Annotated in this window: 18 protein-coding genes and 3 pseudogenes; 6 read left to right on the forward strand and 15 right to left on the reverse strand. The window is 58.7% G+C overall.

Annotation, left to right across the window (positions count from 1 at the left end; genetic code table 11):
- Nucleotides 1-289: 289 nt before the first annotated feature.
- On the reverse strand, nt 290-1,729 hold the full coding sequence (locus B0G76_RS10695; RefSeq protein ID WP_120291957.1) for an IS1182 family transposase: 1,440 nt from the start codon (nt 1,727-1,729) through the stop codon (nt 290-292).
- 123 nt (nt 1,730-1,852) lie between these two features.
- Here B0G76_RS10695 and B0G76_RS10700 point away from each other — a divergent pair, with 123 nt between their 5' ends.
- Entirely contained in the window at nt 1,853-2,230 is a 378-nt protein-coding gene (locus tag B0G76_RS10700) for a transposase (protein ID WP_120291959.1), read from the forward strand.
- A 324-nt stretch (nt 2,231-2,554) separates the two neighbouring features.
- Here the strand turns inward: B0G76_RS10700 and B0G76_RS10705 are convergent, their stop codons facing one another.
- The 5 genes and pseudogenes from B0G76_RS10705 to B0G76_RS10725 all read right to left on the reverse strand — a co-directional run bounded on the left by B0G76_RS10705 (nt 2,555) and on the right by B0G76_RS10725 (nt 5,665).
- Nucleotides 2,555-2,842, reverse strand: coding sequence for a hypothetical protein (locus B0G76_RS10705; protein WP_120291961.1), 288 nt, complete (start codon nt 2,840-2,842; stop codon nt 2,555-2,557).
- A gap of 378 nt (nt 2,843-3,220) precedes the next feature.
- Nucleotides 3,221-3,556 carry a BrnA antitoxin family protein gene (locus B0G76_RS10710; protein WP_120296297.1) on the reverse strand — a complete coding sequence of 112 codons (336 nt, stop codon included), beginning with the start codon at nt 3,554-3,556 and terminating at the stop codon, nt 3,221-3,223.
- A gap of 21 nt (nt 3,557-3,577) precedes the next feature.
- A pseudogene (locus tag B0G76_RS10715) lies at nt 3,578-3,823 on the reverse strand (BrnT family toxin); the annotation flags it as partial.
- A gap of 485 nt (nt 3,824-4,308) precedes the next feature.
- Nucleotides 4,309-4,563 (reverse strand): hypothetical protein, encoded by a 255-nt coding sequence (locus B0G76_RS10720; protein WP_259460544.1) that lies wholly within the window; start codon nt 4,561-4,563, stop codon nt 4,309-4,311.
- Between the two features lie 106 nt (nt 4,564-4,669).
- Nucleotides 4,670-5,665 (reverse strand): IS5 family transposase, encoded by a 996-nt coding sequence (locus tag B0G76_RS10725; RefSeq protein WP_120291963.1) that lies wholly within the window; start codon nt 5,663-5,665, stop codon nt 4,670-4,672.
- Between the two features lie 107 nt (nt 5,666-5,772).
- Here B0G76_RS10725 and B0G76_RS10730 point away from each other — a divergent pair.
- Nucleotides 5,773-6,003, forward strand: a pseudogene (locus B0G76_RS10730) (DDE-type integrase/transposase/recombinase); the annotation flags it as partial.
- 192 nt (nt 6,004-6,195) lie between these two features.
- On the opposite strand, the gene B0G76_RS10735 reads toward B0G76_RS10730, so the two are convergent.
- Nucleotides 6,196-6,618: a type II toxin-antitoxin system VapC family toxin gene (locus B0G76_RS10735; RefSeq protein WP_220700786.1), complete on the reverse strand. Its 423-nt coding sequence runs from the start codon at nt 6,616-6,618 to the stop codon at nt 6,196-6,198.
- Entirely contained in the window at nt 6,615-6,875 is a 261-nt protein-coding gene (locus B0G76_RS10740) for a type II toxin-antitoxin system Phd/YefM family antitoxin (protein WP_120291967.1), read from the reverse strand. The genes B0G76_RS10735 and B0G76_RS10740 overlap by 4 nt, the downstream gene beginning before the upstream one ends.
- A gap of 95 nt (nt 6,876-6,970) precedes the next feature.
- On the opposite strand from B0G76_RS10740, the gene B0G76_RS42835 reads away from it, so the two are divergent.
- Complete coding sequence (locus B0G76_RS42835; protein ID WP_183082024.1) at nt 6,971-7,147, forward strand: hypothetical protein; 177 nt, start codon at nt 6,971-6,973, stop codon at nt 7,145-7,147.
- 23 nt (nt 7,148-7,170) lie between these two features.
- On the opposite strand, the gene B0G76_RS10745 is transcribed toward B0G76_RS42835, so the two are convergent.
- The gene (locus tag B0G76_RS10745; RefSeq protein WP_120291969.1) at nt 7,171-8,346 is read right to left on the reverse strand and encodes a tyrosine-type recombinase/integrase; all 1,176 of its coding nucleotides are present in this window, start codon (nt 8,344-8,346) and stop codon (nt 7,171-7,173) included.
- A gap of 167 nt (nt 8,347-8,513) precedes the next feature.
- Here B0G76_RS10745 and B0G76_RS10750 point away from each other — a divergent pair, with 167 nt between their 5' ends.
- Complete coding sequence (locus B0G76_RS10750; protein ID WP_120291971.1) at nt 8,514-9,539, forward strand: DNA-binding protein; 1,026 nt, start codon at nt 8,514-8,516, stop codon at nt 9,537-9,539.
- Between the two features lie 446 nt (nt 9,540-9,985).
- On the opposite strand, the gene B0G76_RS10755 is transcribed toward B0G76_RS10750, so the two are convergent.
- The 5 genes from B0G76_RS10755 to B0G76_RS10785 form a co-directional block, all read right to left on the reverse strand.
- The gene (locus B0G76_RS10755) at nt 9,986-10,522 is read right to left on the reverse strand and encodes a hypothetical protein (protein ID WP_120291973.1); all 537 of its coding nucleotides are present in this window, start codon (nt 10,520-10,522) and stop codon (nt 9,986-9,988) included.
- A gap of 1,106 nt (nt 10,523-11,628) precedes the next feature.
- Nucleotides 11,629-12,549, reverse strand: a complete 921-nt coding sequence (locus B0G76_RS10770; protein WP_120296298.1) for an ornithine cyclodeaminase family protein — start codon at nt 12,547-12,549, stop codon at nt 11,629-11,631.
- Nucleotides 12,550-12,596: 47 nt separating this feature from the next.
- A complete protein-coding gene (locus B0G76_RS10775; protein ID WP_120291979.1) occupies nt 12,597-13,589 on the reverse strand; it encodes an asparaginase in 993 nt (330 codons plus the stop codon).
- A 54-nt stretch (nt 13,590-13,643) separates the two neighbouring features.
- The gene (locus B0G76_RS10780) at nt 13,644-14,894 is read right to left on the reverse strand and encodes a D-amino acid dehydrogenase (protein ID WP_120291981.1); all 1,251 of its coding nucleotides are present in this window, start codon (nt 14,892-14,894) and stop codon (nt 13,644-13,646) included.
- A gap of 187 nt (nt 14,895-15,081) precedes the next feature.
- The gene (locus tag B0G76_RS10785) at nt 15,082-16,173 is read right to left on the reverse strand and encodes a GlxA family transcriptional regulator (RefSeq protein WP_120296299.1); all 1,092 of its coding nucleotides are present in this window, start codon (nt 16,171-16,173) and stop codon (nt 15,082-15,084) included.
- 320 nt (nt 16,174-16,493) lie between these two features.
- On the opposite strand from B0G76_RS10785, the pseudogene B0G76_RS10790 reads away from it, so the two are divergent.
- A pseudogene (locus B0G76_RS10790) lies at nt 16,494-17,619 on the forward strand (branched-chain amino acid ABC transporter substrate-binding protein).
- 342 nt (nt 17,620-17,961) lie between these two features.
- Nucleotides 17,962-18,444: a TOPRIM nucleotidyl transferase/hydrolase domain-containing protein gene (locus B0G76_RS10795; protein ID WP_120291982.1), complete on the forward strand. Its 483-nt coding sequence runs from the start codon at nt 17,962-17,964 to the stop codon at nt 18,442-18,444.
- A gap of 1,434 nt (nt 18,445-19,878) precedes the next feature.
- On the opposite strand, the gene B0G76_RS10805 is transcribed toward B0G76_RS10795, so the two are convergent.
- Nucleotides 19,879-20,400: a hypothetical protein gene (locus tag B0G76_RS10805; protein WP_120296300.1), complete on the reverse strand. Its 522-nt coding sequence runs from the start codon at nt 20,398-20,400 to the stop codon at nt 19,879-19,881.
- Nucleotides 20,401-20,453: the final 53 nt, after the last annotated feature.

A 20,453-nucleotide genomic window follows, 5' to 3' on the forward strand; every position in this document is an offset into this window, starting at 1 on the left:
TCTGAGATCTGAGGCAGGCTTCCTGACACCGTGCAGGGAGCCTGACGAGGTCTAGTGATTGCCCCCCCGACTGAGCGTCCGCTATCGGCCGATTCGGCTGTCCCATGTGGGTCCAGGTTGTGTAAAAACGCGGCGCGGACGCTCTGACGACTTTTCACGCGAGCAATTACAGCCGTCGACGGCCTGGTTAAGCCCGTCTTACGTTTATCGGTTCTTTACATTGCGAGAAGAAGCGGTGCGGGGGCGCCCTAATGCGCGCCGGCGCGGCCGGCCTGATGCAAGTCTGTCCTCAGGCCCGCATCTTTTGCATCAGCGACCCAGTGCCGAGGATCGCCATGACGCGCCTGAGGTTGTACGCGAGCACGTGAAGGCTCATCTCGGTGCTGACATGTTCGCGGGTTTTCATCAGGAAGTGCGCAGCGCCCATCCAGAACTTCAGCGTACCGAACGGGTGCTCGACGGTCTGACGGCGTATGCGCATCATGTCCGGCTTCTGGTCGAGCCGTCGCTGCATCGTCTCGATGACGGCCTCATGCTCCCAGCGCTTTATCCGACGAGCCTGTTTGCCGGACGTGCATTGTTTTCTGATGGCGCACGTAGAACAGGCTGAGCTCGAATAGCAATGCAGCGTCATGCCATGCTCGATGTTTGTGAAGCGCCGGTTGAGCCGCTGCTGGGCGGGGCAAAGGTACTCGTCATCTTTGGCAACGTAGATAAAATCCTGCTTGCCGAAGTAGCCGTCAGCGTTCTTGCCTGAAGTCAGCGGTTTAGGAACGAAGGCCGTAATGCCCGCCTCATGGCACTTCAGGATTTCCTCGCTCTTGAAGTAGCCCCGGTCGGCAACAACAGTCAGATCGGTGATGCCGGTAGCCGCCCGCGCCTGGTCGGCCATGTTCGCCAACTGGCTGCGATCGTTGCCAACGTTGGTGACCTCGTGCGCCACGATCAGATGATGCGTGTCATCAACGGCTGTCTGAACGTTGTAGCCAACCGTTCCTGTTCCCCGACCGCTGGTAGCCATTGAGCGTGCGTCGGGATCAGTCAGCGAGACCTGCCCATCTGGCGAGTCGCGCAATCGCTGCTCCATGGCCTTGAGGTCCTGCATCTGCTGTTTGAGCTTGCTGATCTTGTCGCTCATGCGACTCGTCTTCGCTTCAGTAACATCGGATTGAGTCCGGTCTGCCGTCTCCATTGCGGAAAGATATCGCGCGATGCTCTCATCGATCTGCTGCTGGCGCGCCTGAACCTTCCCGCTCGTAAAGTTGCGATCACGATTGTTGACGGCTTTGAACTTGCTGCCGTCGATGGCCACTATCGACCTTGAGAAGAGGTCCAGGTTACGGCATAGCACGATGAACTGGCTGCAGACATTGCGGATCGCTTTGCCGTTGTTAGGGCGGAAGTCGGCGATGGTCTTGAAGTCCGGCGACAGGCGGCCCGTTAGCCACATGAGCTCAACGTTGCGTTGAGTCTCACGTTCCAGACGCCGACTCGACTGAATCCGATTTAGATAGCCGTAGACGTAAATCTTGAGCAGCACGGATGGATGATATGAGGGGCGTCCCGTCGTCGCGGGAGCGGTTCCGTCAAAGCCGAGATCATGAAGATCAAGCTCATCGACAAAGACGTCGACTACGCGCACTGGATTGTCGTCGGACACGTAGTCCTCGAGATACTCGGGTAGTAAGACAGCTTGCTTACGATCTTCGCCTTCAACGAATCGCTTCATGTGCCCGTCTGACCTGAATGCGTTACTTCAGTTTAGGCGATCAGCGTGCGTTTTCACACAAGCTGGGTCGACCTGAGCCGTTCAAGGTCACTTTGACGGTCTTCTCAGGCGGAGACTAGCCCCATGGCCCATGGCTATGAAACCGAACTCTGGAGAAACGGGGATGTTCAGAAGCTGATCAAGGAGAAGTTCGGCGTTTACCATTCTGCTGGACACGTGAGAACCGTCGTCGGGAAGCTTGGAATGGACCACCGGATGCGATCGCCAAAGCAGCGCACGGACAAGAAGCCTTCCGCGATGAATGACGAAACGCTGGCATGGGTTGCTGCTACGCTCAGAGAGTCGCCTCGAGCGCACGGCATAGAGTCTGATCACTGGACTAACGCACGTTTGCGCACCGTGCTTCATCGGCGGGTAGGCGTTGATTATTCTCGCGGATATGTCTGGGAAATTGCAGCCCGCGCCGGGGTGGCGGACCTGCTTACAAGGCGCCGGGGCTGATCAATTCATTCGGACCTTGACCACAATCGTCCCCCCCGCGAGTCACCTGCCTTAGCGCGAACGCCGCAAATGCGAAAGAGGGTCCGCTGAATAAAAAAAACCGCAGACATTGCTGCGGCCCAAACACACACGCGCAAGGGGCGCTGACGTTGGTTCTATGCTACCTATTCCCGTTTCTCAGGCAATCGGGTATCTCGTCTGAATATTTGCGAGAGGCCGCATTGCCGCGCCTGTCGTGGAGCGAGTCTGGTTATCGCCGACGCAGGTGTTGCGGAACGGCTACAGCTCCGGTCGGCCGCCGATCAGGATCGCATGTCCGGATTTTCATCTGGCCGGCGTCTCCGCGGACATATCGTCCTGCCGCGTCGATGAATCAATCCCCGTGCAGGCCAGGTTATTGTCGCGCGTGTCGATCCACTCAATCGCCCATTGGCGCGCAAGCTCGATCGCCTCGCCTTCGTTATCGAACCAGGCAAGATTGCGCTCGATGTGCATTTCAGTGTCCGCATCATCGTCAGGCGATGCACGGACGATCCGCGCATGTGCGAAAAACTGTCCAAGCGCAAATTCCGGGGTCGCGTCGATGACCCAACCGCGGTACTCGTACGTCATGATTACCTCCGACACTTGGCCAATCGAGATTCCAACAGACAAAGCATGAATTCATCAGGCTGTAATCGCTAGCCCTCCTAGGTTGAATTTGCCCGCCTCGGGTCGACTTTGCAGCACGTCGCCTTCGTGTGAAACCGTCGCGACGTAGTAACAAAGCCCAGATACCGGAGGGCGACGTTTCGCTGAAAATTCAAAGCGCTAGAACGCAATGTTTATCATGCATCACCTGCGTCCAGCTTTCAATTGGCATCGTCAACGTGGCTTTGGTGCCGCCCGCAATGGACGGCGATTCTGGATGAGGCAATCATCCAGACCTTGTCGAACCAATCAAGGGAAGGGCAGAGGACCAAGGAAAAAGCCCGCCGAAGCGGGCTTTCGTTACATCATGCCGTGAGACTTCGCGTAGTCACGCAGGGCGTCGTTCATCCGTGTCTGCCAGCCTTCGCCGGTCGAGCGGAAAGCGTCGAGCACGTCGCGATCGTAACGAACGCTCGTCGCGACTTTGGTCACGTCGGCCGGCGGCCGGCCGCGGCGCTTTAGCAATTCGGCCGCGGCACCTTCGCCGATCCGCCGCGGAAGCGTTTCACGCGCAGGGCGCATACGCCGGATTTCTTCGGTGCTCAGCTCACGCGTGTCGGGATCTGCCGCAATGCCGCGATTGATCGCCGCGTTTTCCTCATCAGTCGGCATCACGATAGTGCGTTTGCTCAACAAATCATTCACCTCACGTTTGTTTGCCTTGCGAAGGCTGATAGCTCGTAGCGTTTCGCCACGCAATGTATAGACCAGACAGTAGACGCGATCGCTGATCAAACCGTAAGCGATGAAACGTGGCTCTCCATACGCGTATCGGTCGTCAAGCGCATCGAGCGCGCTGTCCCATTCGAAGCTTTCGGCGAGAGCGAGTGAAACACCATGTTTGCTGCGATTGATCTGGTCTTTGGCCGGGTCGAATTCGATCCCATTTGATTTATTGTACATACGATAAATGATTGATGCAAGATCAGGCGACGCGCGGCGACATTTCGTGTTCGTCTGTGGCCGGTTGGGTTGATTTAGATTCGGTTGCGACCTCGTCGCCAATCAACGGACGTAGTCGCGAGACGTTCGGCGGTGGTTCGCCAACGACGCCAAGGCGCGGTGATTGAAGAAGACACGCCCCTGACGTGCCCACGCGCACCTTACATAAAACATACAAAAATCAAACAAAAAGAGCCGGGGCGAACCCAGCCCTTTTATTTAACTAGCCACTTAATTATTGATTCTTGGCACCTCTGGTGTGGTGTTGCGTTGGTTTGGTTTTTCAGGTTTTGTTATATTTCAACGGGTAAGGCGGCCGAGTTATCCACAGGATATCCACTTTTTAAGCTGCTTCCTGTTGCGTGACCGTACAAGCGGCATTTGTTGCGTCGATATTCATACGAAGACGCAACAGGATGAGGTCTGGCAACGTGATGTTGCCAGACTCAGTGTTGCGCTCCTGCCGACGCCTGATGCATCTTCGACTTCACACCCAGTTCCCACAGCATGTCGATGTTCCTGAGATACGTAGCGACGTTCTGGGCCGAACTGTGGATGATCGAATGTTCGTGGCCGTCGGCGCTGTCGACTTTCGCCGACCACGGGTCTTCCAAGCACTGGCAGACGTCGTTGATATCGTCGCGATACTGCTTCAGGGTTTCCTGGTCCCAACTCCGCACGACATCGGGCGCCAGGAGCACCGAGAGCGTGCCTTTCCGCTCGCCGATATACCGTACCGGCGTGAGTAGGCCACTGATGTAGAGGGCTTTGTTCGGAAGGGTCCGAGTTTCCGTACTACGGACGCAACTATCCATTTTTGAAAGAAACGGGCCTGCCAAACGAATTCCAGAGGTCAAGGATGTTCGCGATGATCACGCTTTCGCTTTCCTGTGACCCGATTTTCCGGGTCAGCAAGGTCGATCCGATGCATCGTTTGATCCGCGAGATCTGCGCTTCGACCAGCGAGCGTTGCCCATAGCCGTATTTTTTGTGAAACGCATAAATGCCCTTTTCCCTGATGTAGCCAACGACCTTGTCATGCCATTGCGTCTGTTCTTCGCCATGCACCACCGCGTGAGAAGGCGGTGGTATCACGGGCAGCACGCCTGATCGCGACAGGGCCTCCGTCCGCTCGATGCTGTAGTACGCGCCATCGGCAATCACCCGGTCAACCGGGGTGTCGGCGGGAAGCACATGGTCCATCCCTTCGCTATCCGAAACGTCCGTGCCGGTGACGGCGATCGCGTGAACGTTCATGTCCGTGTCAATCGACAGATGCATCTTGCGCCACGGTGTTTTCGCCGCCTTTTTGCCGTATTTCTGCTCGTACCACTCGCTGGCCCGGCCGAAACTCATCCCTGTGCTGTCGATGATAACGCTTGTATCTTCGCCCCTCGCCAGACGCCGGGCCAGTCGTTCGCAACGTTGCGTGACCTTCACGTCCAGCGCGGCAAACAGATCGCACAGATGGCCGAAGCTGGGAACCGGGATGTCCAGTCCCTGGCTGGCCCAGTAATCTTCCCGATAGCCGCTGATCTGCCGCATTCCCCAGCCCAACAGCCGGTAGAACGTATAGATCAGCTCAACGTATGGCCGGGTGTACAACGGCAACCTCCCAGACACTCCACGCACGTACGGCGATGCCGTAATGAATTGCGACCTGAGATCGCCACCTGGAAAATAGAGGCTGATCTTCCCTCGCTTCTTCAGGCTCCCGTTGTATTCGCGCCAGTTCGTCACCCGATAGCCAGGCTTCCTGCGCTTGCGGTCCTCGCCCTCTTTGAATCTGGCTTTATACGGCATCCGCTTTGATCCACGTCTCCCTTGATCTTACGATCTTACAACAATCACACACCCTTCCGAACAAGGCCCGTGAGATGAAGACCGATGGCCTGCTGCCTGAGGACACGAAGTTCCGGTTCTCGAAGTACCTGAACAATCTGATCGAACAGGACCATCGAAACATCAAGTCCAGAACGAACGTGATGCTCGGCTTCAAACGATTCAGGAATGCCGTGACCACGATTTCAGGCATCGAATTGATGCATCGCATTCGCAAGGGGCAGTTCAACTTCTCCATGCTCGGGCTTAAAGATACCGCTGCGCTCGCTGTCTGGAATGCTGTCCTGTTCAATCGATAAGGTATCCATATCGAGTGGAAAAATATCGGCCTGACCAGCCATTTGCACCAGAAACCGCAGATAGCAGATGGCCTGCCTGCACAGTCCGCAATTTTGTAAAGGACTGCGGACCGCCGCTCGCGAATGAGAGGCGGGGCCCACCTTATGCTGGAGGGCTGCCGTCCGGCGGTCAGGACGCCGTTTCACAGTGACTCAGGGTTGTGGTTTCCATGGATTCAGCAGTGGAACGCCGGTAGCCTCAAAGTCTTTTATGTTACGGGTCACTACCGTCATGCCATGCGCAAGTGCCGTCGCGGCAATGATCGCATCGCGCTCCGCGCGCGGATCCGGAACATGCAGCCGGGCGCAGCGAAGGGCGACAACCTGATCGAACGCCAGGACCCGACCCGTGAATTGCGGGAGCACCTGGCCTTCGAGCCATCGGCGCAGGGTCGCACCTTGTACGGGGTCTTTCCGCTCCCGTTGCAGAACGCCGAGTTCCAGTTCAAGCACGGTGATCGCGGAAAGAAACTGCGCGGCGGATGGTACAGATGACGCCCAGGCGATGACGTTCACATCAGCGGTCTTCGGCTTTCGGATTTCGGAAATTACGTTCGTATCAAGTAGAAACATCAGTCGTCCAGGTCAGCGGCACGAATCCCGATTTCCGCGCGTGGCGCTTCGAACTCATCGTTGACGTCATCATCTTTCATGGCCACGGCTTCGAGTAGCGTCGTGAAGCCGCCGGTAAGCCGCCGGTATTCATCGATATTCAGCAGCACATGCGACGGGCGGCCACGATCCGTGATGAACACGGGGCCGTTCGCGGAAGCCTTCTTGGCTTCGCTCGCCGACTGGTTGAATTCCCGGCTGGAGATGGTCGTAGCGCTCACGGTGAGCCTCCTTATAATTGTAGTAATGTTACTACATCGATGGATGATTTCAAGGTGGCGCTCATGAACTGGAGCGGGCTAACAGGAACGCGGCGTTGTTCACGACCCAGCTTTGGACCGAAGAAGTTAAAGCGACGATAGATTATGAAGTAACAAATCCTTTAAATTTTGATAAGCTGCATTACGCTTTACTGCTGGCGATCGTGCGCCTATGGCCCGGCGGAGTGAGGTCCATGATGGCTGCCCGCGAATGTCGTAGAAGCTTCCTGTGATCCATGTTATCCAGCTGCAACCGTTACCAGTCGATGCGGTGCTTTTCCTCGGTCGCGCGATGCCGCTTATCGTCGTCGCTGTGCAGATAGAGGTCGGTAGTGGCGATCGAGGCATGGCCGAGATTGTCGCGCACGAGGCGCAGGTCCATGTTGCCGTCGGCCATGTGCGAGCCCGCGCTGTGGCGCATCCAGTGCGCGGAGGCACGCTCGAGTTGCGCTACGCGCGCGGCGCAATCGTCGCCGCGCAGCCGGAGCTTTTCAGCGGCGCCGGCGAAGATCCCTTTCACGATCGTGTGCAGCGCCGAGCGCGTGAGCGGCTTCATCGATTTACCGAGTGGCAGCACGAGCGGCGTATTTTCGTGCTGCGAGGGTAGCGCCGACAGGCCGCGCTCGCGCCGGTAGCGCGCGAGTTCGACCATCATCTCCGCGGAGGCGGGGACGAGCCGCTCGCGGTCGCCCTTGCCGAGTACTTCGAGCCACCAGCGCTCGTGACCGTCGGCGTCACGCCGGCAGAAGAATTTGCCCATCGTGTTGCCGCTGACCTCGGAAATGCGCAGCCCACCCAGGTAGAAGAGGGTGAAGAGCCACCGCGCACGCAGGTAACGTTCGCGTTCGCGCCCGGTCTCGCGCGGCAGGCTGTCGATATACACCTTGACCTCCTGCCACAGGTCGCGCTCCAGATAGCGGGTGATGCGCGGCGCCGTCCGGCGGGCGCGCTGGCGCGACAGCGACAGCGGGTTGCCGGCCAGATAGCCGGCGTAGACGAGCCACGCAAACAGGGCGTTGAGGATCACCATCGCCTGGCGCTGGCTGCTTGCCGCAAGCGCGCCGTAGAACGGGCGCCAGCGCGGATCGTGACGCGGGTATTTGCGTCCGCCATCTGACACCCAGCGTGCGCGCGGCTGTGGATCGGCGAGAAAGCTCCGGTAGGCAAGCAGGTCCTCGTGCGTGAGCGACGACAGCGGCTTGCCGGGCTGGACGATCGACCACAGCAGCAGCCGTTCGGCTTCCTTGCGGTAGTTCTCGAAGGTGGTCTTCGTGGCGACGACGCGCGCGAGCCACGCACGGATCGCGCTCAGGTCGTCGGGCGCGGCGATCTGCGTGCGGCCGTGCGCTCGGTTCACGCCGTGGCGGCCGTCGAGATCGGGTGGCAGGTCGAGCACATCGAGGGGGCGCGGCGCGATCAGGGTTGTTTTCATGGCTATGGGCGCTAATGGGCCCGACATCAGGTGTCGTGCGGTAATTGTCACATGGTCGCAGATGAATTTCAACATTATAGGGATAATGTCAAAATTAACGAGCATATAGATTGGATATTTTACGGTTTACGTTATATTATTTATTACATCTCATTGAAATTGCTCCCATGTCCGACGTCCTGCCCGACGAAGCCCGTCTTGCCGCCGAAATCGACCGCCTGAAGGCCGCATTTCCGAAGACCCGTGAGCTATATCGCGAAGTCTGCGCGCTGCTGTTCTTCCGCTTCGGCATTACGCCGACCGCGAACCGGCTGTACCAGCTGGTGAAGCGCGGCAGCATGAGTACGCCGACTCAGGTGCTCGGGGAGTTCTGGGTTGAGTTGCGCGAGAAGAGCAGGGTGCGGATCGAGCATCCCGATCTGCCGGCGGAGTTGCAGGCGGCTGCCGGGGAACTGGTCGCGACGCTGTGGACGAGATCCACCACGTCAGCACAGGCGGCGCTCGAGGCACTGCGGACTGATGCCGAGGCGGAGAAGGCCAGCGCGCGCAGCGAGGTAGCGTCGCTGCAGGCCGAACTCGTGCGGACCGAAACGGCACTCGAGCAGCGCACCGCCGCGTTGCTGGCGGCACAGGTGCGCATTCAGGAGCTTGAGCAGGCACAGGCTGCCGGGGAGGCGACGCGTCAGGCGCTCGGGACTGAAATCGCGCGACAGCAGGAGGAGATCGGCGCGCGCGATCGGGCACTGGTGCAGGCGAGGGCGGATTTTTCGGGTGAACTCGACAAACTGCGGAGCAACACTGAGCTCGCGGAAGAGCGTTTGCGGGCGGCCGAGAAGCGGGCGCTGATTGAGATCGAGCGTGAGCGGGGCGTGAGCGCACGGTCCCAGAAGGAGCTTGAGGCGGCCGCGCGCAGGGCAGAGCAGACCGAGACCCGGCACCGGGAGGAAATCCAGGCGCTGCAGGTTCAGCTTGGCGACGCGCGTCATCGTGCAGGCCTCGTGGAGGGAAATCTGGAAGCGCTTCGCAGTTCGAATGCAGCGTACGTCAGGGAACTTGACGTGCTGAGATTGCAACTCGCGACCATCGTCGCGAACCAGGTGGCGACGCGGAAGCGCCCGCTATCCTCCGTCGAGACCAGCAAGCCTCGCCGGGCTGCACCTAAGTCCGCAAAGAGGGAGCGATCGCCATCCTGATTTTAGTGACGGCCCGCAACGTTGCTGGACCGATGCCATCGGGCGCCCGCCGCTGTGCTGCCGGGTTTTCCGAGGAAGTGAGGCACAGCGAGCGATATACTGGAAAGGAGCGCCCAACGTTTTTTCTCTCGTAACAGGCTCGATTTTCGAGCGTATTCCGAGAAAGGAAACATGGAACCCAAACGCGCCAAAGTCCTTACCCCCGCCAAATTTCGCCATCTTTTTTGGGGTGTTGTTAACAATTAACAACAGGAATTGCCCGATTTGATGGGCCGGGGCGTACTTAACACTATTCGCGATTTTTGGGCATCCGAATTCCGGGTGGATTTGTCATTGTGCGGCACGGCAAAAGTCGCGGGGTGCAGGTGGCTGCTGGAGTGCCGCAGAACGGCCAAGAACGGCCAACCAACGCGGACGCCTTGATCGTTGACAAACTGCATCGACCGTCAACGTTTCAAGATCGCCCGATAGTCCTCGTCCCACAAGCCAGCAATCCAATAGTCGTTCGCATGCCTGGCGACTTGAACATGCGCTTCGGACAGGCTCAATGAACGGGCCCATGCAACATAGTCGAGCAGGGCAACCCGTCGAGCGTCCAACGAGGCCGCGACTTGGTCCGCTGATAAGGTCTCGTAGTTAAGCCAGCCATATGGAGGCGTCATTAAACGGGATGGTTCAAAACACCAATCGATCGGCGTACTCCCCACCAGGTCTTCCCCGCTCAATATCCACGGGTAGTCGCCGGTGGCATGCGGTGCGTCTGTGTGAAGCGCTACTGACTTACCACGCAGAAAACTGTGCCGGAAGACGACAACATGGGCGAGCGTTCCCGCTTTGGAAAGCCGGCCGCCGCCACGTATCCACCCAAACTGGCAGGCGCCGTCCACCATGTACAGGCTTTTTCCTTCACGGCTAAAACCTTCGTTCTCCAGCCGCGTTACAACAATTTCTTCGAACAACTCGTCGAACTCTTGCGCGTTCATTGTCGTGTAGTTTGATGTGGGGGGATGTACTTTTCCACTGGTGAACGGCCGCTGCTGGGAAATCTGAAGGACCGCTCAGGGTCGACAAGAGCCAAAACGCATCGCGCAGCACGCGGCCGAGGCTGTGTGAAAACGCGAAAGTACTCGGTTTTCGAGTGTCGCTTTACCCTTCCCAAGTTGCCGCCAAGCCGATACGGCGCGATCTGAAGGGTCGGTTTTTTAGAACGCCGCGTTCAGCATGCGTTTTCACACAGCCTTATATGGACACACGCTGTCGAATCGCTGACAATTTGGCGACTTCATGCGCCGAAAGCCTAGCGATGAAATGTAGGATATGTGGACGGCCACTCGATCAGCCCTGTGACCCCTTGTCGATAGACTGCGGCGGCGACTGCTGGGGTTGCATCGGTGAGATTGAGGCCGATCTGGGCAACCTGGAAGCGATTGAGCAGGTCCGAGCAGAACACGCTCGCGGACTTCGCCCGGGATGGACAGACCCGGCGAAGTAGGCACCATCAGTCGCCCGTTCAGATTGCTGTCTGCCACTTTGAGACATTCGACAGGGCTGCCCGGATCGTCGACAATCCCTCTCACTGGACTCGAGGAAGAGGGATAAGAGTGAATCGATTGGGACGTGATGAGCCGCTACCGCCGCAAATGCAGGGTCGCTGGATAGGTGCTGATGATCCGCTTTCAGAGCTAGTTGTGAATGGAGGCACGATTACCTGTTTCGGATCGGTTGTGAACTATGACCACAAAGTGATAATCGAGAAGGACGGGGCTTTGACCGTCGGCCTTGGCGTCGACGATGATTCGCGTATAGACGACTTTCAGCGGGAGAATATCACTGGCCTCGTCATAACACCCGATGGCCGCTTCGTTGTCTATAACGTGAGATTTGGGCTGGAATTTGTGCGTCCGACTCCATGATCGGCCAACTTCCGCGGCCGGTCGCTCCGGTACGCAGAGGGGCTGCCGCATCAGGCGCCGCTCGGCCATGAACCGACCATTGCACCGTGACGCCGAATGGCTCAAAGTGGGGCTATCGCAGCCGGTCATTCATTCACAGTCTCGTCGATTTAATACATGATCTGGAAGGTGTGCTACTACTCTTCGCGGGTCATACGGCGTGTGATCAGGCCGGCTAGCGCAACGTCCGCAAGACCGAAGCCGAGCGACTTAAAAATTGTCACGTCGCCTCGTGCGCGATCCGCAATCTGGGGATTCGTGAGTACCACGCCCAGTTCGACGACGCGGCCCCAGTCGACAACACCCGGCGCGGCCATCAGCAGATCGCCCGCTTCGGTACGCGCCTGCTCCAGCGACTCGACGACAAGCGTGCTCGCGCGCGCCAACAGCGCGTCGTCGAGTTCGCGCGCATCGGGTTTGCTCGAACCGATCGCCGCGACGAATGCGCCCGGCTTCACACACGTGCCGTCAAAGAGGGGCGTCGCGCTTCGCGTCGCGGTGACGATCACATCGGCGGCCTGAGCGGCTGCGAGCGCGTGGCTGCCTTCGATCAGTTTGTCGGGGAAATACGCCTGCATTTCCGCAACCGTCTGCGCGACATGGTCGATTCCGGCGATCAGCACGCGCTCGATGCTGGAATTGTCGGCGAGCGCCCGGATATGGGCTCTGGCCTGCCGGCCGGTGCCGAACACCGCGAGCACGCGTGCATCGGGCCGTGCGAGCGCATCGCTGGCGATACGCGTGACTGCGGCGGTGCGGAATTCGGTCAGTGCATCGCCGTGGAGGATCGACATCAATTGTCCGTCATCGCTCGAGAAGAGCGGAACGACGAAATCGAACCGGCCGCGATGCGTCGAATAGATCTTCGCGCCGCACACACCCGCGCTCGGCAGGATTGCACCCATCGCACTGATCGATACATGCTCCCCCTTCGTTCTGACGCGCGTCTGAACCGATGCGCGGCCCGCGCCGTGTTCGATCAGCGCAAGGCGTAGTTCGGCAATTGCGTCGCGCATGGTGATCAGACGGCGCACATGGTCGTCGGTAATGAAATGCATGATGTTGTGTCGGGTCAGATGAGAGTTGGTCGTCAGGAACGGCGGTTTCAATAGCGCTCGAACGCGGCCTGCAACGTATTCGTGTCGCAGCCTTGCGTGAGTGCCAACGTGAGAAGCAGTCGGGCTTTCTGCGGAACCTGGTCGTCGACGGTCAGCCAGCCATACTCGTCATCGGGCTGCGCGCCGTTGCGCAGCACGTTGCCGTTGCCGGTGCGCGATGCCCGAACCACGTGCACGCCGCGCCGTGCTGCGTCCCGAAGTGTCGTGAGCAGATGGTTGGCGACGTTGCCGTTGCCGGTGCCTACAAAGATCAGCCCGCGCGCGTTCGCGGCGATTGACGCTAGCGCATCGGACTCGAGTGCGCCGTATCCGTAGACGATGTCGACTTTGGGCAGGCCGGCAAGCGTGTCGAGCGACCACGGCGTGTCGAGCGTATGCGCGCGCGATGGGCGGCGATAGTAATGCGGCACGCCTTCGATCACATATCCAAGCGCACCATAGGGCGAACGAAACGCTTCGAGCTTGAAGCTGTTGCTCTTCACGACATCGCGCGCAGTGTGTATTTCGCTATTGGCGACGACCAGCGTGCCGATGCCGCTCGACGACGGGTGCGCCGCGACCGCGATTGCATCGTAAAGATTAAGCGCCGCATCGGAACTCATCGCCGACGGTGGTCGCATCGATCCGACTACGACGACCGGTTTTATGCTTTTGAGCGTCAGATGCAGAAAATACGCGGTTTCTTCGATCGTGTCGGTGCCGTGGGTGATCACCACACCGTCCACATCCTGCTGGGCAAGCACATTTGCAACGCGCTTGCCGATTGCGAGCAGATGCTCGTTATTGAAGTTCTCGGAGCCCGTTTGCAGCAACTGCTCCGAGCGCAGATTGGCCAGCGCTAAGGCATGAGGGATGGTATCGAGAACCTCGTCGATGCCAAGCACCGAGCACAGGTAGGCAGACGTGTTGACGGCGGCTTTGCCCTGGCCGGCAATGGTGCCGCCGGTGCCGATTACCAGGATGTTGGGCTTTGCTGTCATGCGGGTTCGATCGGGTAAGGGGAACGCGCTCGCGAAACGCATCGCATCGCGGCATTAATTGGAAAGGGCGAACGTGCGGCGCAGTTCGTGGTCCGCGCTGCTTGCCAGCCAGTCAGCCAGCAGCGCGGCGGAACCCGTCGCGAGCGTGAATCCGAGCGCGCCGTGGCCGACGTTGAGCCACAGGTTGCGGTAACGTGTCGGTCCCACAATCGGCGTGCCGCGCGGGGTAGCCGGGCGTAGGCCGGTCCATTCGCGGGCAGTGATGGACCCGGTCAAATCAGGGAGCAGGGCGGCTGTCTCGGTATGCAGTGTCCTCAGCCGGATGGGATCGGCTTCGAGCGAATAGCCTTCAATGTCGGCAATGCCCGCAACGCGTAATCGATCACCCAGTCGCGCATAAACGACTTTGCGGCTGAAATCCGTGACGCTGAGGCGCGGCGCGACCATCTCCGGTTGCAGATCGAACGTGAGGCTGTAGCCCTTGAGCGGATAGACCGGCACACGGATATGCAGCGCCTTCAGAAGGTGTGCCGCCCCGGCGCCCGATGCGACGACGATATGATCCGTTGCGAGCGGCGCGCCTTTCTGGAGAGCTTCCACGTCGCCGTTCGCGTTGAGTCTCAAAGTGTCGATCGGCGTATTCATCAGCAAGCGAACGCCGCGTTCGCGCAGCACGGCCGCGAGGCCTTCGCAGAAGCGCAAACAATCGGCGGTTTCCTCGCTCGGTGTATGAATGCCGCCCGCGAGAAGCGGCTTGACGTGTGACAGCGCCGGTTCGAGTTCGACGCAGGCGTCAGCGCTCAGCGCCTGCTGTTCACAACCGAGCGCGCGCTGGAATTCGAGCAGACTCAGGGCATTTTGCATGGCGTTCGCGTCACGGTGCACCACGAGCTTGCCCGAGCGAACGAAGTCGAAGTCGAGCGTGGGTTCTGTGCCGATCAACTCGTGCATGAGCGTTCGACTCAGGAACGAGAGCGACAGCAGACTGCGTGTCGTCAGTTCGCTGCGTTCGCGAGTGCATGCTGAGAGAAATTCGAAGCACCAGCGCCATTGCTCGACGCTCAGCTTGGGCCGCAGACGCACAGGAGAATCGCGCTGCGTCAGCCAGCGCGGCAGCTTCGAGACGACGCCAGGGCCGGCGAGCGGCGCGACATAGCTGTACGATAGTTGGCCGCCGTTGCCGGAACTGGTCTCGCCCGCGACGTCCGCGTGCCGGTCGGCGACCGTCACGTCGTGGCCCGCGCGACTCAGGTAATACGCGCTCGACAAGCCGATGACGCCTGCGCCGACGATCAATATCCGCATGCTGCCGTACTCGCTCTCTGGGGTGATTTGCGTTGGGGCGTGTGCCACGCGATGCATGGCTTGCCCGATAACTACACTGTACGGTGGCATCGACGCAGAGGAATTGCACCGATCTGCCGAAAAATAGAAGAAACGCGACAGATGCCTGAGGGACGAGACGAAATGCGCCGCGCGCGGCCCGCGAGGGTCAGGCCGCGGCGGCGCTCCGCGACGCGCGTAGCTTGCCCGGCGTCACGCCATAAGCCTCACGGAACACGCGGATGAAATGTGCGGAGTCCGCGAAGCCGCACTCGTACGCAATGTCAGTAATCTTGCGTGCCGTGTTGACGAGCATCCAGCGCGCGTAGCGCAGGCGCATGCGCCGATAGAACTCGTTCGGCGATGTGTCCATCTCCGCCGTGAACGCGCGTTCGAGATTGCGCACGCTGGTGCCGATCATCTTCGCGATGACGGCAATGTTCAGCGGTGCTTCGAGGTTCTCTTCCATCAGCAGCACCGCGTGACGCACCGTGGCATCGTCGACGGAAAGGTAGCCGAGCGCCGCGCGCCGCTCGACAAACGAGGAGCCGCCCTGACGGCTCACTGTCATCTGATGAATCACCTTCGACGCGCGATCCGGCCCGCAATGCAGGCTGATCAGGCGCGCGGCCAGTTCGACCACGGAAATCCCGCCCGCACAGGTGATGCGGTCGCCGTCAATCAGATAGTCGGCGTGCGTGATGACACGCAAGGCCGGAAACATGCGCCGGTAGTCGTCGAGATGGAAGCTGTGCACGCAGGCGACGCGATCTTCGAGCAGGCCCGCACGCGCCAGCACGAAGCTGCCGGTGCACATGCCGACTAGCGGAATGCCCGCGTGGACGGCCTGTTTCAAATAGTCCCAGTAGCGACGGTCGACGTGATCGAGATGCGGCAGCAGGCCGCCTATCACGACCAGATAGTCGAATTGCGCGACGTCTGGAAACGCGGACTGCACCTGCACCGGAATACCGCAGCTCGCCTCGACCGATTCGCCTTGCACGCCGACGATCGTCCACAGGCAGCGCAACTGCCGGCTCTGGTCGCCGCGATCCGCGGCATGGCGCAGCGCATCGCACAGGCCGGCGAGCGACAGCATGGGAAAGCGCGGCCATAAGAGGATGCCAACGCTCAATTCCGCTTCGGAGCGGCTTTCGCGTTTCTGGAGCGTACGCGGTAACGCGTCCAACTGCTCGACCAGTTCGTGAGCCGCCTGCGCATGGGGCTGGGAAACGTTAGGAGGATGGGCAGCAGTCGGCATGCGCGAACTCGTGGGCGGTTCGTTCTGATTATACGGTGACGGGTTGCGAATCGGTGTGGCTGGCGCTTGCCGCAATTCTTCTATTTTCCGGCAGATCGATTCAATCCCGCGGCATTCTGGCTGCATAAATTTGTAACCGCTAACGAACGACGCCGCGCCCCGAGGTGCGGCACGCTCCAGCGAAGGCAGGCATACCGGCCGCATTGAGCCGCGTGCGGCTTGTGCGTCCGGTCGACGGACGGCGCTGGCCGCTCGTCCCGGCCAACCACAACTACTTTTTCGGGTGAAGCATGAGCAAAAGCATAGTCTTGGGTCGCGGCATGGCGACTGTCGGCATTCTGGGAACGTTGGTGGCCGCTGCAATGGGCGTTGCCCGTGCCGACGAGATGGTGAAGATCGGCGAAGCCGCGCCCGTGACCGGACCGGCTTCGTACCTAGGCAAGGACACCGAAAACGGCGCGCGCCTCGCGATCGAGGAAATCAACCAGAGCGGCCTCGTGATTGGCGGACGCAAGGTGACGCTGGTGTTCGACGCACAGGACGATGCCGGCGACCCGCGTCAGGCGACCCAGGTTGCCCAGAAACTGGCGGACGACAAGGTTGTCGCGGTGGTCGGGCACATGCAGTCGGGCTCGACCATTCCCGCTTCAAAGATCTACAACGATGCGGGTATCGTGCAGGTCTCGCCATCCGCGACGAATCCGGCGTACACCCTGCAGGGATTCAAGACTGCGTATCGTGTCGTCGCGACGGACGCTCAGCAAGGTCCGACGCTTGCCGACTACGCGGCAAAAACGCTGAAGGTCAAAACGGTTGCGATCGTCGACGACTCGACCGCCTACGGTCAGGGACTTGCCGTCGAATTCGAGAAGCAGGCGAAGGCGGACGGCATCACGGTGTTGTCACATGACGCGAGCACCGACAAGGCGGTCGATTTCCGCGCGATTCTCACGAAAATCAAAGGCGAAAAGCCCGACGCGATCATGTACGGTGGACTTGACGGCACGGGCGGCCCGTTCGCGAAGCAGGCGAAGCAACTCGGCATTACGGTGAAAGTACTGGCCGGTGACGGCTTATGTGCCGACGATCTCGCGAAACTTGCCGGCGACGCGTCCGATAACGTGATCTGCTCGATTGCCGGCGCGCCGCTGCTGAAAAATGGCCGAAGGACCAGCTTTTGTCGAACGTTACAAGAAGCGTTTTGGCTATGCACCGGTCTTGAACTCACCGTTCGCATACGACGCGGTGGGCGTTATCGTCGCTGCGATGAAGCGCGCGCAATCGACCGACTCCGCGAAGATTCTCGCCGCGATGCCGGCCACCGAATACCACGGTGTGCTCGGTGAAACCCAGTTCGATTCGAAAGGTGATCTGCGGCACGGCGTAATTTCGCTGTACAAATATGTTGGGGGCCGACAGACGTTACTGGGCGTCGTGGAGAAGTAATCGCGTTTTAGCAGTCTTTTTGTTTCCTTATAAACCCGCTTCCAGACTTTTCGTTCCTGCAGCGGCACAGGCGCTTGTTCATGTGCCGCTTTTTTACGACACCACGATTTCGGTTCACGCTTTGCAGTTACTCGCGACGCTTTAATACGCGTTCCCATCTGACCTTCACTGGAACGAAGGTTCACCTCAAATGGACTCCGCAACCGCGGAGACGCTCTTGGGCGGCGAGCGGCAAATGTTGGCTATAGCTAGAGTGCTTTCCTCAAGGCAATTCAATCGACACCGTTTAACGTCACCAAAGCATACGTCGAACTGGAAGCGGACAGCAAGGCGCACGTCAAGATGATTCTACGTGTTGACGACCACGTCGCCCGCGTGTTCTTCACGCGAAACGTAGTAATTGTTGAAGGAGACACGGAAGAAGTTGTTATCAAGGAGACACTCAAGCGTCTACCGAAAGAGCGGTATCTGAAAGTCGTATCAGACTTCGAGATTATCAAGGCTCGAGGCAAAGCATCCATCATTGGTTTGATCAAGTACTTGATCGCCATGGATATCGCGCCAATCGTCGTTCACGATCGGGATGCAGGAGTAGCGGGTGCGGAAGTTTTTAACCAGCCAATCGTCGACGCGCTAGGCGGAGCCGGCAAGGTCGTGCAGATGCATGAAAACATCGAAGACGAGATTGGATATGCCGCTCCGAACGCCGAGAAGCCGTTTCGGGCATACCAGGAGACCCTGAAATGGGGGGATGACTGGGCAGGCGTTCCAGCAAACTGGAAAAAGAAAATGCACGAGATTTTTGGAGATAACATCCCAAGCTAGCTACGGAGTGCTCGGGGCCATCGCCAGGCACGCCCGGGGGCTCCTGCTGGGCGCGGGACGAGTTCTAGTCCGCACCCAGCACCCAGCGCGAGTGTGTCGGCGCACTGTCACTATGTCCGGAATTGCCACCATGTTTCCACCGCTGCACGAGCGGGCCGGCGGAAGGTGCGCTGAGTATTGAATTTTAGAGTGTATTTCTTGCTATTCAATCTGCATTCCTAAATTTTACATAAGCAAAGTTGTCAACGAGATGCTTACAGAAAAAGGGGCGACTCGGCTCGCTTTCCAGCGACCGGCAAACGGCCGCGCCTTGGAGACCATTGCCCTTCAACTTCGGAAAGGTGGCTTTTGTGTTGACGCACGGAGGTGCGTCGTGATGGGAAGGACATGCAATGGAGTGGACCTGTGGTGTTTTGCGGTCGCTGATAAAATGGCCCCCGAAGATACACTACACAGAGAGTCGGCCGCCATGGAATACCGCGTCAGTTACGAACACAACCTCGATGTCGATGCGGCCTTCAAATGACGCTTACGGCGGAGGTGCGGCAATCTTGTTCAATTGCTCACCAACGCAGGGAAAAGTGTTCGTCTTAAGGTCAAGGCTGTTTATTTGGCGGCCAATTGTGTTCAAAGGTTGGCGACCGCAGGGCAAAGATGGTTAAACGCTGACGAAACCCCCGTTCAGGACGACGGTGTGTTCATAGTTGCCCGACAACGGTGATCGTATTTGCCGAGGGCGGCCACGGGAGACTTAACGTAATTCCTTAGAAATGCCACACGACCATCTGCGCGTGCTTTTTTTCACGTAAACCGTTTAGAAACGACGGTGACGGCATTTCTAAACGATTTCTGTCGAGTTTTTATAACAGTTTCTGTGAATGCACTGCGGTTCAGGGGAGCAAATCTGTGAAAATTGAAGGAAAACGACCCCGCATTCATAATTTTGCTGCGAAGCACTAAAAGCCGAAAACGGGCTTTTCTGCCATTTCCACCCGGGTTTCTGTATAGCTGCGAAGCACTCTCTGTCGGGGAAACGACGAACCACCTAAAGTTGCTATGAAACGACCTCGGCGCGTTTTTTCCACCCAAAGCGCGATTTATTTGTCGCAAAGTGCCGATGCGTTAATTTCAGAACGCATTAAGTGGATTTCGCGAGAATTTCATCGCAACTTTACGTTGATCCTCTAAAAGGCAAAACCTGCAACACCTCTTTAGGTACCTCTGATGTTGCTTCTTGGCACCTATGGTGTGGTGTTGCGTTGGTTTGGTTTTTCAGGTTTTGTTATATTTCAACGGGTAAGGCGGCCGAGTTATCCACAGGATATCCACTTTTTCAGGTGCTTCCTGTTGCGTGACCGTAAAGCGGCATTTGTTGCGTCAATATTCATACGAAGACGCAACAGGATGAGGTCTGGCAACGTGATGTTGCCAGACTCAGTGTTGCGCTCCTGCCGACGCCTGATACATCTTCGACTTCACACCCAGTTCCCACAGCATGTCGATGTTCCTGAGATACGTAGCGACGTTCTGGGCCGAACTGTGGATGATCGAGTGTTCGTGGCCGTCGGCGCTGTCGACTTTCGCCGACCACGGGTCTTCCAAGCACTGGCAGACGTCGTTGATATCGTCGCGATACTGCTTCAGGGTTTCCTGGTCCCAACTCCGCACGACATCGGGCGCCAGGAGCACCGAGAGCGTGCCTTTCCGCTCGCCGATATACCGTACCGGCGTGAGTAGGCCACTGATGTAGAGCACCATAATCGCGTCGATCACGCGATCGTCATGATCCTCATCCCAGATGATGGCGAAGTCGAGGAACGCGCAACGATCGAGCCGGTTCATAAACTCGTCGTGCCAGACCGGTGCTCGCAGGACGGAGTAGTGAGTTCCCCTGCCTAGATTGCCCACGGGGCGTGTTTCATCGTGCAGGGTCTGGAAGAAGGGGCAATAGGACATGTGATACTCCTTTCGGGAGAGAGGCGGCTTCCACCGCAGGACCGCAGCCATTT

The sequence above is a fragment of the Paraburkholderia sp. BL23I1N1 genome (assembly GCF_003610295.1).
Lineage (GTDB): Bacteria > Pseudomonadota > Gammaproteobacteria > Burkholderiales > Burkholderiaceae > Paraburkholderia.

Coding starts and splice junctions, on each gene's coding strand:
- B0G76_RS10695 (WP_120291957.1), bottom strand. CDS start 1,729: ATGAAGCGATTCGTTGAAGGCGAAGATCGTAAGCAAGCTGTCTTACTA.
- B0G76_RS10700 (WP_120291959.1), top strand. CDS start 1,853: ATGGCCCATGGCTATGAAACCGAACTCTGGAGAAACGGGGATGTTCAG.
- B0G76_RS10705 (WP_120291961.1), bottom strand. CDS start 2,842: ATGACGTACGAGTACCGCGGTTGGGTCATCGACGCGACCCCGGAATTT.
- B0G76_RS10725 (WP_120291963.1), bottom strand. CDS start 5,665: ATGCCGTATAAAGCCAGATTCAAAGAGGGCGAGGACCGCAAGCGCAGG.
- B0G76_RS10745 (WP_120291969.1), bottom strand. CDS start 8,346: ATGAAAACAACCCTGATCGCGCCGCGCCCCCTCGATGTGCTCGACCTG.
- B0G76_RS10750 (WP_120291971.1), top strand. CDS start 8,514: ATGTCCGACGTCCTGCCCGACGAAGCCCGTCTTGCCGCCGAAATCGAC.
- B0G76_RS10755 (WP_120291973.1), bottom strand. CDS start 10,522: ATGAACGCGCAAGAGTTCGACGAGTTGTTCGAAGAAATTGTTGTAACG.
- B0G76_RS10770 (WP_120296298.1), bottom strand. CDS start 12,549: ATGCATTTCATTACCGACGACCATGTGCGCCGTCTGATCACCATGCGC.
- B0G76_RS10775 (WP_120291979.1), bottom strand. CDS start 13,589: ATGACAGCAAAGCCCAACATCCTGGTAATCGGCACCGGCGGCACCATT.
- B0G76_RS10780 (WP_120291981.1), bottom strand. CDS start 14,894: ATGCGGATATTGATCGTCGGCGCAGGCGTCATCGGCTTGTCGAGCGCG.
- B0G76_RS10785 (WP_120296299.1), bottom strand. CDS start 16,173: ATGCCGACTGCTGCCCATCCTCCTAACGTTTCCCAGCCCCATGCGCAG.
- B0G76_RS10795 (WP_120291982.1), top strand. CDS start 17,962: ATGATTCTACGTGTTGACGACCACGTCGCCCGCGTGTTCTTCACGCGA.
- B0G76_RS10805 (WP_120296300.1), bottom strand. CDS start 20,400: ATGTCCTATTGCCCCTTCTTCCAGACCCTGCACGATGAAACACGCCCC.